11 protein-coding genes and 3 tRNA genes are annotated in these 13,960 nt (G+C 46.2%); 11 read left to right on the top strand and 3 right to left on the bottom strand.

The annotated features are described in order from the left end of the window. Positions 1–173 precede the first annotated feature (173 nt). The 3 genes from BFC18_RS09180 to BFC18_RS09170 form a co-directional block, all read right to left on the bottom strand. Positions 174–452, bottom strand: a complete 279-nt coding sequence (locus BFC18_RS09180) for a hypothetical protein (protein ID WP_070125257.1) — start codon at positions 450–452, stop codon at positions 174–176. Between the two features lie 272 nt (positions 453–724). After that, entirely contained in the window at positions 725–1,120 is a 396-nt protein-coding gene (locus BFC18_RS09175) for a DUF3718 domain-containing protein (protein WP_070125256.1), read from the bottom strand. 220 nt (positions 1,121–1,340) lie between these two features. After that, a complete protein-coding gene (locus tag BFC18_RS09170) occupies positions 1,341–1,736 on the bottom strand; it encodes a DUF3718 domain-containing protein (RefSeq protein ID WP_070125255.1) in 396 nt (131 codons plus the stop codon). A gap of 241 nt (positions 1,737–1,977) precedes the next feature. Here BFC18_RS09170 and BFC18_RS09165 point away from each other — a divergent pair, with 241 nt between their 5' ends. The 11 genes from BFC18_RS09165 to infB all read left to right on the top strand — a co-directional run bounded on the left by BFC18_RS09165 (position 1,978) and on the right by infB (position 13,959). Then, positions 1,978–2,283 carry a 4a-hydroxytetrahydrobiopterin dehydratase gene (locus BFC18_RS09165; RefSeq protein WP_070125254.1) on the top strand — a complete coding sequence of 102 codons (306 nt, stop codon included), beginning with the start codon at positions 1,978–1,980 and terminating at the stop codon, positions 2,281–2,283. A 161-nt stretch (positions 2,284–2,444) separates the two neighbouring features. Further along, positions 2,445–2,521: transfer RNA gene (locus BFC18_RS09160), tRNA-Met, on the top strand. A 36-nt stretch (positions 2,522–2,557) separates the two neighbouring features. Beyond that, positions 2,558–2,634 (top strand) — tRNA-Met (locus BFC18_RS09155). Positions 2,635–2,667: 33 nt separating this feature from the next. Further along, positions 2,668–2,744: transfer RNA gene (locus BFC18_RS09150), tRNA-Met, on the top strand. Positions 2,745–2,964: 220 nt separating this feature from the next. After that, positions 2,965–3,273, top strand: coding sequence for a helix-turn-helix domain-containing protein (locus BFC18_RS09145; RefSeq protein WP_170826583.1), 309 nt, complete (start codon positions 2,965–2,967; stop codon positions 3,271–3,273). Next, positions 3,270–4,505 (top strand): type II toxin-antitoxin system HipA family toxin, encoded by a 1,236-nt coding sequence (locus tag BFC18_RS09140; RefSeq protein WP_070125252.1) that lies wholly within the window; start codon positions 3,270–3,272, stop codon positions 4,503–4,505. The genes BFC18_RS09145 and BFC18_RS09140 overlap by 4 nt, the downstream gene beginning before the upstream one ends. Before the next feature lie 190 nt (positions 4,506–4,695). Further along, positions 4,696–8,025, top strand: a complete 3,330-nt coding sequence (locus BFC18_RS09135; RefSeq protein ID WP_070125251.1) for an MHYT domain-containing protein — start codon at positions 4,696–4,698, stop codon at positions 8,023–8,025. Then, a complete protein-coding gene (locus BFC18_RS09130) occupies positions 8,018–9,031 on the top strand; it encodes a response regulator (protein ID WP_070125250.1) in 1,014 nt (337 codons plus the stop codon). The genes BFC18_RS09135 and BFC18_RS09130 overlap by 8 nt, the downstream gene beginning before the upstream one ends. Positions 9,032–9,318: 287 nt before the next feature. Next, positions 9,319–9,777, top strand: a complete 459-nt coding sequence (gene rimP, locus BFC18_RS09125; protein WP_070125249.1) for a ribosome maturation factor RimP — start codon at positions 9,319–9,321, stop codon at positions 9,775–9,777. A 47-nt stretch (positions 9,778–9,824) separates the two neighbouring features. Next, entirely contained in the window at positions 9,825–11,327 is a 1,503-nt protein-coding gene (gene nusA, locus BFC18_RS09120; protein WP_070125248.1) for a transcription termination factor NusA, read from the top strand. Positions 11,328–11,343: 16 nt separating this feature from the next. Continuing rightward, on the top strand, positions 11,344–13,959 hold the full coding sequence (gene infB, locus BFC18_RS09115; RefSeq protein ID WP_070125247.1) for a translation initiation factor IF-2: 2,616 nt from the start codon (positions 11,344–11,346) through the stop codon (positions 13,957–13,959). Position 13,960: the final 1 nt, after the last annotated feature.

Below are 13,960 nucleotides of genomic sequence, written 5' to 3'. Positions count from 1 at the left end.
CTACGAAGAATAATGCTCAGAGAGAGCGGTGCTTGGATGACAAGAGTATACGAGATTAGCGAATGATAGGAGCGCAAGAGGCCAAATAAGATGCGGCCCAACAAGTGGGCCGCGGAGATGCAGATTTTACTCTGCGTACCATGTTGAAGGTGTCACCCTCCCTGGTGAACTTGCTACGGATTTGCCGCAACAAGATGGTCTGGTAGTTTCTTAAACAGGCGGGATTTTTCGCTGCTTTGTAATGCGTCTGCAGCACTTAGCGAATTTTCATTTGGCAGCGATTTAGCCGAAAGTACGCGTTGAAAATTAATGTCTAGTCCTGAGCGGGCTTTTTTCTCAATCGGGTCGGCAGTGGTTGTTGCCGCGTCAGCAGATGTTCCCATATTTGCAGAGGCGGTTGCACAGGCCAGGAGCAATGCGTTTAGTAAAACAATTTTAGTTAGTTTATTCATTGACTCACCTTTTTTAAAAAGCGTTTCGGACGCCTGAGTAAGATGTTGTTTGTTCGGCTGTAATTAAAGATTAGTTAACAACGCAAATAAAGGCTAAAGCTAATACCAAGGTATGTAGGAATATACTGTTACGGCATTAATTAACTAAAATTCAGTAAGTTATCTTTATTTTATGTTCATTCCAAAAAAGAAAGCGGCGTTATCGCCGCTTTCAAAGTACAGGTGTTAAACCTGTTACCATGTTGAAATGGTAGTGGCGTTGCGCTTAACGATTAGAGACGCTTTGCCAGTTCGGCAGCTATGGGACTGCCTTGATTACCTGTTTCACTCACCCATGCCTGAAGCGTCTTACCGTCAGTTTCCGGCGACCCTAAATCACTCTTTGGCATTTTCTTAACCAGTAAGGTGCCGGTTTCAACCGCGTTATTCATAATCGCGGTACGAATCAGGCTGTTGCCACCGCAGCTTACGCCTGAATAGTAATCACGGAGCTTTAAGCGGTAGTCGGACTCGACTAAACGAATTTTCTTACGCAGCTCGCCCTTGTCGTCGGCCTGTACAATGGTACAAATGTTTGCAAGTGCATCGTTAATATCTGCATGCGCTGTACCTGCAAACCCCAGGCCCGTAGCAGCGATCAGAAAGGAAGTCTTAACAATTTTCAACATGGTTAATTCCTCAGAGAATAATGGTTTAAAAAGGGTGTTGTTTGTTCGCTAATAAGTAAACACCAGAACCGTCATTGGTAAAAGAAGTGCGCTAATACTTAGGTATAAGGTGTAAAACCTAATTCGCCAGGACAATGAAAAAAAGCGGCCAGGGGCCGCTTTTTGAGTGCAGGCTCAAGCCTGCAACCATGTTGAAATGGTTATATAAATAGCATTTTTGTTACAGGCGCTTAGTTAACTCTTCAGCGATAGGGCTGGCTTGATAGCCTGATTCATTCACCCAGGCTTGCAGCGTCTTGCCGTCGGCTTCTGGCGCAGACAAGTCGCTTTTAGGCATTTTTTTCACGAGCAGCGTACCTGCTTCAATGGCGTTGTTTGCAAATGCTGTTCTGATCAGGCTGTTGCCGCTGCAGGTTACGCCTGAATAGTAGTCGCGAAGCTTCAAACGGTAATCTGATTCCACCAGGCGCATTTTCTTACGCAATTCGCCTTTGTCATCGGCTTGCACGATAGTGCAGATATTTGCTAGTGCTTCATTTATATCTGCTTGCGCAGTGCCAGAAAAACCAAATGCCATTGAAGCTACGATCAGAGAAGTTTTAACAGTTTTCAACATGGTTAAGTACTCGTTAGTAATTGTTATTAAAATAAAGTGGTGTTGTTTGTTCGCTATCTAGTAAACCGATTTTCCGGTGACGAGAAAAGCATTCGAGCGACACATAGGTATTAGGAGTTATAACCAAAAATAGGGCAGTGTAAACAAGCTAATCCACTGAATGGATTAGATTAATTATCTTCAAGGCTTGAATCTACGGGGCGTAGAGAGGAAAGTAGAAGCATTGATAACGGAGGTCAGAATGACGGCAAAATTGAATATTGATGAAGCAAATAACGCGCTTAAAGATTTAAATTCGTGTTTATCTGAAGATAAAAAGTGGATCCTGCAAGATGGCAAACTAACAAAATCCTTCACCTTTCGTAATTTTATCAGAGCATTTGGTTGGATGACGGAAGTGGCCATTTGGGCAGAGAAGCTTAAACACCATCCGGAGTGGTTTAATGTATATAACCGGGTTGATGTGGCGTTAACCACCCACGATGCAGGTGGAATCTCGGAACTCGACTTCAAATTGGCAGCAAAAATGGAGAGTCTGCTTGCTTGAATTGGCGTAAGTTTGAGCGCTATGCTGGTTTATTGTCCATTTAGTCAATAAAATGAAATATAAATGATGCGATCCCTTGCCAAGGTATCGTGCGTATGTATAATACGCACCACTCAACGGCGAGGCGGAAATATCCAGCCAAGCTAATGTAGTAATTCGGACGCGGGATGGAGCAGTCTGGTAGCTCGTCGGGCTCATAACCCGAAGGTCGTAGGTTCAAATCCTGCTCCCGCAACCAATTCCTAATTACTTGTTGAGACTTATCTTTTACGGACGCGGGATGGAGCAGTCTGGTAGCTCGTCGGGCTCATAACCCGAAGGTCGTAGGTTCAAATCCTGCTCCCGCAACCAATTCGTAATTATAGATAAGACCCCCTTTTCGGACGCGGGATGGAGCAGTCTGGTAGCTCGTCGGGCTCATAACCCGAAGGTCGTAGGTTCAAATCCTGCTCCCGCAACCAAAACCCTTTCTCTGTAATTTAATATTACTCCAAGTAATAACAGTTTCTTTTTCAGAGATTAGTTTTTTTACTAAATCTGTGACTCTTAGATTAATAATCCATTTCTTCACGCTATTACTCAATTTTATTTTCCACTTGTGTTTTAAGTTTTGTTCGTGACATATTTGCTTAGTGACATTATAGTGTCATTAATCGTGAATATGACTGGTTAAGTAACATAATGATGTCATTTTTAACTTCTTACAAAGCGCAAAAAAAACTTGCGGCGAATGCGAGAGCTAAGCGTCTGACTTTGGCGTTAACGCAAGAGGGATTGGCAAATCGCTCGGGCGTGCCTCTTCGAACATTGCGTAAGTTTGAGCAAGAGGGCGCTATTTCGTTGGAATCATTTTTGAAAATCTACATGGTTCTTGGGGATTTGGACGACATTGTTAATGCCACTGCTCCCAAAGAAACTTCATTTTCATCAATTGATGACGTATTGAATGCGTCAAGTAAATCAGTACGCAAGCGGGGGACGCGTAAATGACTTTCGTTAAGTCAGTTGATGAAATAAAAGTTGCTTTAGACTTCGGAACAAAGCAGATAGCTGTCGGCCGCCTCGCTATTAATAACCGTAAGATATATTTTGAGTATGCTCTCGACTTTATCGACCGCCACATTGAAATATCGCCGTTCAAGCTACCCCTGCAGCCTGGTTTACAGACATTCGAGCATAGATTGTTTGAGGGTTTACCCGGTGTATTCAATGACAGTTTGCCTGATGGGTGGGGGCGATTGTTATTTGACCGTCTCGCACGCAGTATAAATATTCCATCCTCAGCTATCACGCCGCTGGACAGGCTTAGTTATATTGGCACTAATGGATTGGGGGCTTTGGTATTTGAGCCTGACTTTAGCTCGCACGATCAAAGCGATATTGTGAGCCTTGATAGACTGGCCATGGAAGCGCAAGACGTGCTCAGAGGTGAGAGTGTTGATGTTTTGCAAGAGCTTATCGCACTTAATGGGTCTTCTGCTGGTGCGCGGCCTAAAGCTCTTATTGGCGTAAACAAAAGCCACGACCATATTATTCATGGTGCGAGCGAGCTTCCGGGAGACTTTGAACCATGGATGGTAAAATTCCCCAACATGCAAGACGGCTCGGATGCCGGGGCAATTGAATATGTCTATGCCTTGCTTGCAAAGAAATCCGGTATTGATATACCGGATGTTTACCTTTTTCCTGCGGAAGTAGGCCCCGGATATTTTGCAATCAAGCGCTTTGATCGTGATGGCCTAAGGCGCTATCACATGCATACTGCCTGCGGGTTGCTTCATTCAGATTTTAGAGCGCCGTCGCTGGACTATGAAGACCTGCTAAATCTAACTGCAATTCTGACGCGCGATTTTCGTGAAATTGAGAAAATGTTCAGACTGGCGGTTTTTAATGTGTTAGCACATAATCGCGATGATCATTCCAAGAATTTTAGTTTTCTTATGGATGAAATGGGTCAATGGCGAGTCGCTCCAGCATACGATTTGACGTTTTCTTCAGGTCCTGGCGGGGAGCAAAGCACCACGGTTATCGGTGAAGGCAGGAAGCCGGGAATACCGCATTTAATTAAGCTTGCTAAAGAAGCCAATATTTCAGAAGCAAAAGCGTTAGAGGTAATAGAAAGTACTCAGTCTAGTTTAATGCTATGGACTGACTTAGCGAAAAAATACCGAGTTACAAGTGAAAACATCGAGTTAATCAGACAGCATCTTATAACAGAGTAACGATTCAAAGTTATTCAATGCTAACCCATTAAAAATAATTTAACGACTATTTATGTGGAATTATTGAATTCACATCTGAATAATAATCGCTTCAGTTGCCGCATCCGTCTCTTTTGTATAATCAATGATTTGAGACAGAATAAATACCTGCTAGTCTTACCATAGATAAATAACAATAATAGGGCGTCCTATGCTCGAATGGCTGATGTCGTTTTTCGTCATTCCTGAATCTTCACTATTACTCACTGGCGAATACTCCCCTTCATTAATGGTGCTTTCTATAAGCATCTCAATATTTGCGTCTTATATGGCTTTTCTTGTGGCAGGGCAGGCTGCGCAATCAGTGAACCGTAAACGCAAGGCAATCTTACTTGCGTTAGGTAGTCTTGCACTGGGCGGGGGCATTTGGGCGATGCATTTTATTGGCATGCTTGCTTTCGAATTGTGTACGCCAATTTCCTACGATACCAAAACCACGTTTTTGTCTTTCATCCCTGGCATGTTGGCGGCGTACGTCGCGTTGCGAAGCCTGACTCGCCGGCAGGTTCGTTTTGTCCAAGTGTTGGTGGGTGGTGTGCTTGTTGGTAGTGGTATTGGCGCCATGCATTATTCAGGCATGGCTGCAATGGAAATGGCACCACTTCTTCGTTACAACTTGCCCATGTTTAGCCTTTCAATTGTCGTGGCCGTTTCACTGGCTATGTTAGCTCTGTGGATTAAATTCGGGCTCAAACGCATCGCTATGGCAAAGGGGTTCAAAGGCACCCGGGTTATTGCCAGTGTGGTGATGGGGTGTGCGATTACTGCCATGCATTATACCGGCATGGCCGCAGCCCGTTTTGTCGCACCACCAGGGTTTGAATCCAGTATGCAGGATCAGAGTATTTCCTATGTGCTGGCAGGTTATGTGAGTTTCTTCACCTTAGTCATCATTGGCGTAGTTATTGGTGTTACTTCCTTGTTTCGCTACATGGATATTTCGCAAAAAGCGGAAAATAGCCGACGCACCCAGGTTGCGCTTATGGATACCGCAATCGACGGCATTATTACGGTAAACAGTCTGGGTACTATCCTTAATATGAACAAAGCGGTGAGCAGAATATTGGGATGGGACGAGTCGATGCTTATTGGTCAACCCTTTGCCTCACTCATGGAAAAATCTCAAGAGCAAACCTTCGATTCCCACTTTTTCGCAAAAATCCAATCTTCGCAGCAAAAGCAGTCATCCCGTTTTAGTAAAGATCTGTATGCCCTGGATAACCATTCTCAACCGGTTCCGGTAAGAGTCGGGATCGGACACACCCAATTGGGTGAACAACATTTATTCGTGATTAATATGTCGGATAATCGCGAGCGAATGCAGATGGAAAAAACCATTCGCGACAATGAGGCGCGTTTCCGTTCGTTCTTCAACAATATTCCTGGCATTGCTTATCGCAGTTTGAATTCCGAAGGTATGCCTCTGGTATTTGTGAACAATGCGATCCAGGAAATAACGGGCTACACCGCAGATGCCTTTACCCGTGAAGATGAACGCATCAACCTTTTTGATCTAGTACATCCTGACGATAAAGCGGCATATCAGGCTGCCCGCCAAACTGATAGCGAATTTTATGTGGAATACCGGCTTATAGACCGTAATGGTGAAACAAAATGGATGCGCGAATATGGGTCTATTGTCGACATCGCTGATAATGAAGTGAGTTGGGTTGACGGCTTTATTATGGATATAACTTCCCGTAAGGAAATGGAAGTCGCACTACGTGATGCCAAAAATGAAGCTGAAGAAGCCGCGGCGTCTCGGGCAAGTTTCCTGGCGAATATGAGTCATGAAATTCGTACTCCCATGAATGCCATCATTGGTTTCAGTGATATTTTGCTGGATGAAAAGCTAACAGATGGTCAGCACAAACACCTGACTACGATAAACCGTTCAGCCCGTTCGTTGCTTCATTTACTGAATGATATTCTCGACAGTGCCAAGCTTGATAAAGGAAAGCTAGAGCTGGATTACAGAAATTTTGCCATTTCTGAGGAAATCGACACGGTAATTTCAACTTATTGGTTAGATGCGAAACGTAAAGGGTTGGACCTGCAAGTCAGCGTTTCGCCTTTGCTGAGTGATTACTATTATGGTGTGCCGGAAAGACTCCGCCAAGTATTGAATAATCTAATCAGTAATGCTGTGAAATTTACCGCACATGGTGAAATTACGCTGAGTGTTCATCCCCAAGAAAACGGGGTTGAGTTCTCTGTGTCTGATAGCGGTATCGGCATGACCGAAGAACAACTGAGTCGTGTATTTGATGCATTTGCTCAGGCTGATGCATCGATGAGCAGAAAATACGGCGGCACCGGTTTGGGCACTACCATCTGTAAACAACTGGTAGAACTCATGGGTGGAGATATTCAAGTATCCAGTGAACAGGGCAGAGGAACGAACTTTACTTTTCGATTGCCAATTACCCCGGTTAGCGAGCAGGAACAGGTGACTCAGGTTGCGTCTATTGACCTTCCGCCGCTGCATGTTCTGGTGGTCGACGACATATCACAAAACGTTGATCTGATTAGCTTGTTGCTTAACCGCGCTGGTCACAGTGTGGATTTTGCTGAAAATGGCAAATTGGCATTTGAAAAAATGAAAACCGGCAATTTTGATGTGGTGCTCATGGACCTCCAAATGCCAGTGATGGATGGGTTGACAGCTGCAGCTAACCGACGGGAGTGGGAGCAGGCGAAAGGTTTAAAACAACTTCCCATTATTGCCCTTACTGCAAGTGTGTTGGTGCAAGATAAACTGGATGCGCAAAACGCGGGCATGGAAGGTTTTGCCAACAAGCCCATCGATTTTCCGACACTTATTGCTGAAATTGCCCGGGTACTCGGGTTCGAATACACAACGGTTGCAGAAGCCACTGACGCGACAGACAGCGACCCAAATAGCGTGATTGATTTTAGACGGGGAACGCAGCTTTGGGGCGATAAAGCCACATTAGAGCGAGAAATCCGTCGTTTCTTGTCTACCGCGTCAGAAATGCTCACTCAGTTGGTACAGTGCCTGGTGGTAGAAGACATGGAGCAAGTGATCAGTCATTTACACGGCATGAAAGGAGTGAGTGGTAACCTTGGGTTGGTCAGAGTGATGAACGTGGCAGGTGAATTTGAGCGCAATGCCCGTAACGACCATTTATCAGCTGAAGATATTCCCACCTTAAAGGCAGCCCTACGAGAAGTGGAAAATCAATTAGCGCAACAGACTGCCTCCACTCAAGAAGAGGCTTTAGAAGAAGTCGATAAAGGGGCATTAAAGCGAATTTTAGCCTCTTTACTTGATTCGGCTAAGCAAAATCAGTTTGACGAAACCATTGTTACTTACTGTGAAGGGCATTATTTTGGCAGCTACAATGTACAGGTACAGTGCATTTTGCAGGATATGGACGACTTTGAATTCGAACGCGCAGTTGTGCGTATAAACGAGCTCATTGAGAAGCTTGAAGAAACAGGAACAGACTATGACTAACGGTACAGATAAACCACGCTTACTGCTTGTGGATGATGAACCGGTTAATCTAAGGGTGCTAAAGCAGTTGCTATCGAAAGATTACACGCTTTACTTTGCTAAAAGCGGTGACGAAGCCATTAAATTGGCTGAAAAACAACAACCCGATCTTATTTTGATGGATGTGATGATGCCGGAAATGACAGGTTTCCAGGCATGTACCCATTTAAAAAAACATCCTGTGCTTAAATCTATCCCGGTTATTTTTGTTACTGCATTGAGTGAGGCGACTGACGAAGCAGAAGGCTTTGCTGTGGGCGGCGTAGATTACATCACCAAGCCAATCTCACCACCTGTGGTACTTGCGCGGGTGAAGACCCACCTTTCTCTTGTTCAGGCCGATGTACTAAGACGTACCCGGTTGCAAGTAATTCAGCGTTTAGGTCGAGCTGCGGAATATAAAGATAACGAAACAGGCATGCATGTGATGCGCATGAGCCACTATTCTAAGGTGATTGCACGGGCGTATGGGTTTTCCGAAGCCCGTGCGGATATGCTATTACATGCCGCGCCCATGCATGATATTGGTAAAATAGGCATTCCAGACAGCATCATGCTTAAACCAGGTAAGCTGACCGATTCCGAGTTCGAAATTATGAAGACACACCCGCAAATAGGTGCTGAAATTCTTGGTGATGCCGACACTGAATTATTGAAGCTGGCACGTGATGTGGCGCTTACGCATCATGAAAAATGGGATGGCAGCGGTTATCCTGGTGGTCTGGCGGGCGAGGATATTCCAATTGAAGGACGAATAGTTGCCATCGCGGATGTATTCGATGCGTTAACCAGTCGTCGACCTTACAAAGAAGCATGGCCCGTAGATAAAACCCTGGATTTTATCCGATCGCAAAGCGGTATTCATTTCGACCCGGCGCTGGTTCCGTTACTCGAACAATGCCTCGACCAAATCCTGGAAATTCGCGAACGCTGGAAAGATGACGATCCAATGCCGTTACTGAGTTGATATCTGGTCAGAGTACCAGTATACTGCGCCACGATTAGTTAGTCAGCGGGCTTACCGGAAACGCAGTTTAGCGGTATACGCCTAACTAAATTTGCAAACTTTTCTACGATTATTACGTAGTTAAACCTGTAATGTTTGCAACTGCCGTTGGCAGACAGGGTTCAGATTCATGCAAATAGCCCCGCTGGTCCGGGGCTTTTTGTTGTTTTTAAACTGATTTGCGCGTCATTTTTAAGCAAATCAGGTAGTTGGGCTTTATGCCCTTTTTTCGTTTTTGGAGGTAAGGATTGGCAAAGCTTGAAGATAAACTGACCGAGATGCTTGAGCCGGGTGTAGAAGCACTGGGTTATGAATTAGTGGGCGTTGAATTTGTACGTGCCGGAAAACATTCTATTCTGCGCGTTTTCATTGATCACGAAAATGGCATAACTGTAGACGATTGTGCCGAAGTCAGTTACCAGGCAAGTGCAATTCTTGATGTTGAAGACCCCATCAATACGGAATACAACCTGGAAATTTCTTCTCCGGGTATGGATCGCCCGCTGTTCAAAGAAAAGCATTATGAACAGTCTCTCGGTGAAGTTGTTCAGGTACGTTTAACGGTACCCATGAACGACCGACGTAATTTCAAAGGAAAGTTGTTGTCATGTGAGAATGGCATGATCAACGTAGAAGTGGATGGCCAGCAGTTCCAGTTAGCTGTGGCGAATATCGAAAAAGCAAACATTGTTCCCACATTTGACTAATGGAACAGCAGCCGCTTTCGGCGTAAGAAAGCATCAGTGAGGCGAAAATGAATAAAGAAATTTTGTTAGTGGCAGAAGCCGTTTCAAATGAAAAACAAGTGCCTAGAGAAAAGATCTTTGAAGCACTGGAATACGCAATCGCTAGCGCGACCAAAAAGAAAAATGAAGGCGAGATCGAAGTGCGCGTCAGTATCAACCGTACTAGCGGTGATTTCGATACCTTCCGCCGTTGGTTGGTTGTTGCTGATGACCACGAGCAGGAAAATCCTTACGCGGAAATGTCGCTGTCTGCCGCACAGGTTGACGATCCTGACGCACAGCTGGGCGATTACGTAGAAGAACAGATTGAATCTATTAAATTCGACCGTATTACTACGCAAACCGCAAAACAGGTCATCGTACAGAAAGTACGTGAAGCTGAGCGTGCGCAAATGGTTGCTGAATACGAAGACAAAGTTGGTGAACTGGTAACCGGTACCGTTAAGAAAGTAAACCGTGACAACATCATCATCGACTTAGGAAACAACGCCGAAGGTGTTATTTACCGTGATGACATGCTGCCTCGCGAAACTTTCCGTCCGGGCGACCGTGTTCGCGGCCTGCTTTATGTGATTCGTCCAGAAGCACGTGGCGCACAGCTGTTTATTAGCCGCACGCACCCTGACATGCTGGTTGAGCTGTTCCGTCTGGAAGTTCCGGAAATTGCGGAAGAGACACTGGAAATTAAATCTGCGGCTCGCGATCCGGGTTCACGTGCGAAAATCGCCGTGAAGACAAATGACAAGCGTCTTGACCCTGTTGGTGCGTGTGTAGGTATGCGTGGTTCACGTGTACAGGCGGTATCGGGTGAACTGGGTGGCGAGCGTGTTGATATCGTGTTGTGGGATGAAAACCCTGCACAGTTCGTTATCAATGCAATGGCACCGGCTGAAGTTGCCTCTATTGTTGTTGACGAAGACAGCCACATGATGGACGTTGCCGTTGAACAGGACAACTTAGCACAAGCGATTGGCCGTAGCGGTCAGAACGTACGATTAGCCAGTCAACTTACCGGCTGGGATCTGAACGTAATGACAGTGGCAGATCTGAACAAGAAGCACGAAGAAGAAACTGCAAAAGTGCTTCAGGTTTTCGTTGAAGGTCTCGACATCGACGAAGATTTTGCAGAATTACTGGCTAGCGAAGGTTTCAGCACACTGGAAGAAGTGGCGTATGTACCTGTTAGCGAATTACTGGCCGTTGATGGCCTCGATGAAGACACCGTTGAAGAACTGCGAAACCGCGCACGTGCCGCGTTGACTACCCGTGCTCTTGCTAATGAAGAGACACTGGAAGGCGCCGAGCCAACAGAAGCGTTGTTGAACCTTGACGGTATGAACAAAAACATTGCCTATATCCTTGCTAGCCGTGGAATTACTGACCTTGAAGAGCTGGCTGAGCAGGGAACAGATGATATCAGTGATATCGAAGGACTGACCGAAGAAGACGCCGGAAAATTGATTATGGCGGCACGGAATATCGTCTGGTTTGGTGAAGAAGAAGGTCAATAAGGGGAAAAATACAAAGATGGCAGAAGTATCTATTGAAAAGCTCGCCAGCGACATTGGAACAACCGTTGACCGACTGGTAACCCAGTTTAAAGATGCCGGTATCACTAAAGCTGTAAACGACTCAGTAACAGAAGACGAGAAGCGTCAGCTTCTTGATCACCTGAGTAAGCAGCACGGTAATGCAGCAGCGGGTGAGCCAACGCGCATGACATTGCAGCGTAAAACCACGAGCACTCTGAGTGTTGGTAAATCTAAATCTGTAAAAGTTGAAGTGCGTAAAAAGCGCACCTACGTGAAACGTAGTGAAGTTGACGAGCAGAAAGCCGCGGAAGAAGAGGCACGTTTAGAAGCTGAACGTGCTCGTCTGGAAGCAGAACAGAAAGCGGCTGAAGAAGCTGCAGCAGAAGCGGCCCGCAAGGTTGCTGAAGAAAAAGCACGTGTAGAAGCTGAAGCGAAGAAAAAAGCGGAAGAAGAGCGTGCTCGTAAGGCTGCTGAAGAGAAAGCGCGCAAAGAATCTGCACAGGACGAACCTGAACTGACGCCGGAAGAAAGGGCGGCTCAGGACGAAGCCCGTAAAGAAGAAGAGCGTCTGCGTAAACAGCAGGAAGAAGAAGCTAAGAAGAAGCTTGAAGAAGAAGCCAAGCGTGCCGCTGAAGAAGCGCGTAAGCTGGCTGAAGAAAACGAGCGTCGCTGGAAGGAAGAGGAAGAACGTCGTAAGCGCGATGAAGCTGCCGAAGTTCACATGCACTCTAACCGTTATGCACAGGAAGCTGAAGACGAAGAAGATATGCAGGTAGAGCGTTCTTCGCGACGTCGCAAGAAGTCCAAGAGAAACGCGGGAGAGCATTTGAAGCAAGGTTTCAATAAACCAGCACAGCCTGTAGAGCGAGTTGTTAAACTGGGCGCCACTATCACCGTTGGTGAACTGGCAAACCGTCTGGCAGTTAAATCTAACGAAGTTATCAAAGCCATGATGAAGATGGGCGAAATGGCCACCATCAACCAGGTTCTTGATCAAGACACAGCCACACTTGTGATTGAAGAAATGGGTCACAAGTATGAGTTGGTTAACGATAATGCCCTTGAAGATGAATTGATGGCAGAATCGAGCCACGGTGAGAAAATCACCCGTGCACCAGTTGTCACCATCATGGGTCACGTTGACCACGGTAAAACCTCACTGCTTGATTACATTCGTCGTGCCAAAGTGGCCGCGGGTGAAGCCGGAGGTATTACCCAGCACATTGGTGCTTATAAAGTCGAAACCGATAACGGTGAGATTTGTTTCCTGGATACGCCTGGACACGCCGCGTTTACCGCAATGCGTGCTCGTGGTGCTACCGCAACAGATATCGTTATCCTGGTGGTTGCAGCAGACGATGGCGTTATGCCGCAAACAAAAGAAGCGGTACAGCACGCGAAAGCGGCAGGCGTACCTCTGATTGTTGCTGTAAACAAAATGGATAAAGAAGCCGCTGATCCAGACCGTGTTAAAACGGAACTGTCTCAACTGGAAGTTATTTCAGAAGAGTGGGGTGGTGAGCACCAGTTCGTTAACGTATCGGCGAAAACCGGTATGGGCGTTGACGACCTGCTGGAAGCCATCAGCCTGCAGGCTGAAGTACTTGACCTGAAAGCGGTGCCAAATGGCCCAGGACGTGGTCTGGTTATCGAATCCCGTCTGGATAAAGGTCGTGGTCCGATTGCTTCTGTACTGGTTCAGGAAGGTGAAGTTAAGTCTGGTGACATTCTGCTGTGTGGTGAAGAATACGGTCGTGTTCGTGCCATGCGTGACGAAAACGGTATCGAGCTGAAAGTGGCTGGTCCTTCTACACCTGTAGAGGTTCTGGGTCTGTCAGGTGTACCGGTAGCCGGTGAAGATGCCGTAGTGGTACAAGACGAGCGTAAAGCCCGTGAAGTTGCTGGTAAGCGTCATCAGAAGAAACGTGAACTGAAACTGGCCCGTCAGCAGAAAGCGAAACTGGAAAACATGTTTGCAAACATGGAAGCCGGTGACGTTAGCGAACTGAACATTGTTCTGAAAGCAGACGTACAAGGTTCTGTTGAAGCGATTTCTGAATCACTGCTGAAACTGTCAACTGCTGAAGTAAAAGTAAACATTGTGGGTAGTGGTGTAGGTGGTATCACTGAAACTGACGCTACCCTGGCGGCAGCGTCAGGCGCGATTATTCTTGGCTTCAACGTACGTGCCGATGCAACTGCACGCCGCGTGATTGAAGGTGAAGAAATTGACCTGCGTTACTACAGCGTTATCTATAACCTGATCGACGAAGTGAAAGCGGCAATGAGCGGTATGCTTGCCCCTGAATTCCGTCAAGAAATCATTGGTCTGGCTGAAGTTCGTGACGTGTTTAAGTCACCGAAACTGGGCGCGATCGCTGGTTGTATGGTTACCGAAGGTAACGTGAAGCGCAGCAACCCAATCCGTGTACTTCGTGATAACGTTGTTATTTATGAAGGTGAACTTGAATCACTGCGTCGCTTTAAAGACGACGTACAAGAAGTTCGTAACGGCATGGAATGTGGTATCGGCGTTAAGAACTATAATGACGTGAAAGTTGGCGACCAAATCGAGGTCTTCGAAGTCATCGAGGTTGCCCGTCAAATTTAGT

It is taken from the genome of Alteromonas confluentis (genome assembly GCF_001757105.1).
GTDB classification, from domain to species: domain Bacteria; phylum Pseudomonadota; class Gammaproteobacteria; order Enterobacterales; family Alteromonadaceae; genus Alteromonas; species Alteromonas confluentis.
The sequence above is the reverse complement of the archived record's forward strand: the minus strand, read 5'-3'. Positions and strand labels throughout refer to the sequence as shown.

Bases quoted from the DNA above. Each gene is read 5' to 3' on its own strand.
- BFC18_RS09140 (WP_070125252.1), top strand. From the start codon at position 3,270: ATGACTTTCGTTAAGTCAGTTGATGAAATAAAAGTTGCTTTAGACTTC.
- nusA (WP_070125248.1), top strand. From the start codon at position 9,825: ATGAATAAAGAAATTTTGTTAGTGGCAGAAGCCGTTTCAAATGAAAAA.
- BFC18_RS09130 (WP_070125250.1), top strand. From the start codon at position 8,018: ATGACTAACGGTACAGATAAACCACGCTTACTGCTTGTGGATGATGAA.
- BFC18_RS09135 (WP_070125251.1), top strand. From the start codon at position 4,696: ATGCTCGAATGGCTGATGTCGTTTTTCGTCATTCCTGAATCTTCACTA.
- infB (WP_070125247.1), top strand. From the start codon at position 11,344: ATGGCAGAAGTATCTATTGAAAAGCTCGCCAGCGACATTGGAACAACC.
- BFC18_RS09165 (WP_070125254.1), top strand. From the start codon at position 1,978: ATGACGGCAAAATTGAATATTGATGAAGCAAATAACGCGCTTAAAGAT.
- BFC18_RS09145 (WP_170826583.1), top strand. From the start codon at position 2,965: ATGATGTCATTTTTAACTTCTTACAAAGCGCAAAAAAAACTTGCGGCG.
- BFC18_RS09170 (WP_070125255.1), bottom strand. From the start codon at position 1,736: ATGTTGAAAACTGTTAAAACTTCTCTGATCGTAGCTTCAATGGCATTT.
- BFC18_RS09175 (WP_070125256.1), bottom strand. From the start codon at position 1,120: ATGTTGAAAATTGTTAAGACTTCCTTTCTGATCGCTGCTACGGGCCTG.
- BFC18_RS09180 (WP_070125257.1), bottom strand. From the start codon at position 452: ATGAATAAACTAACTAAAATTGTTTTACTAAACGCATTGCTCCTGGCC.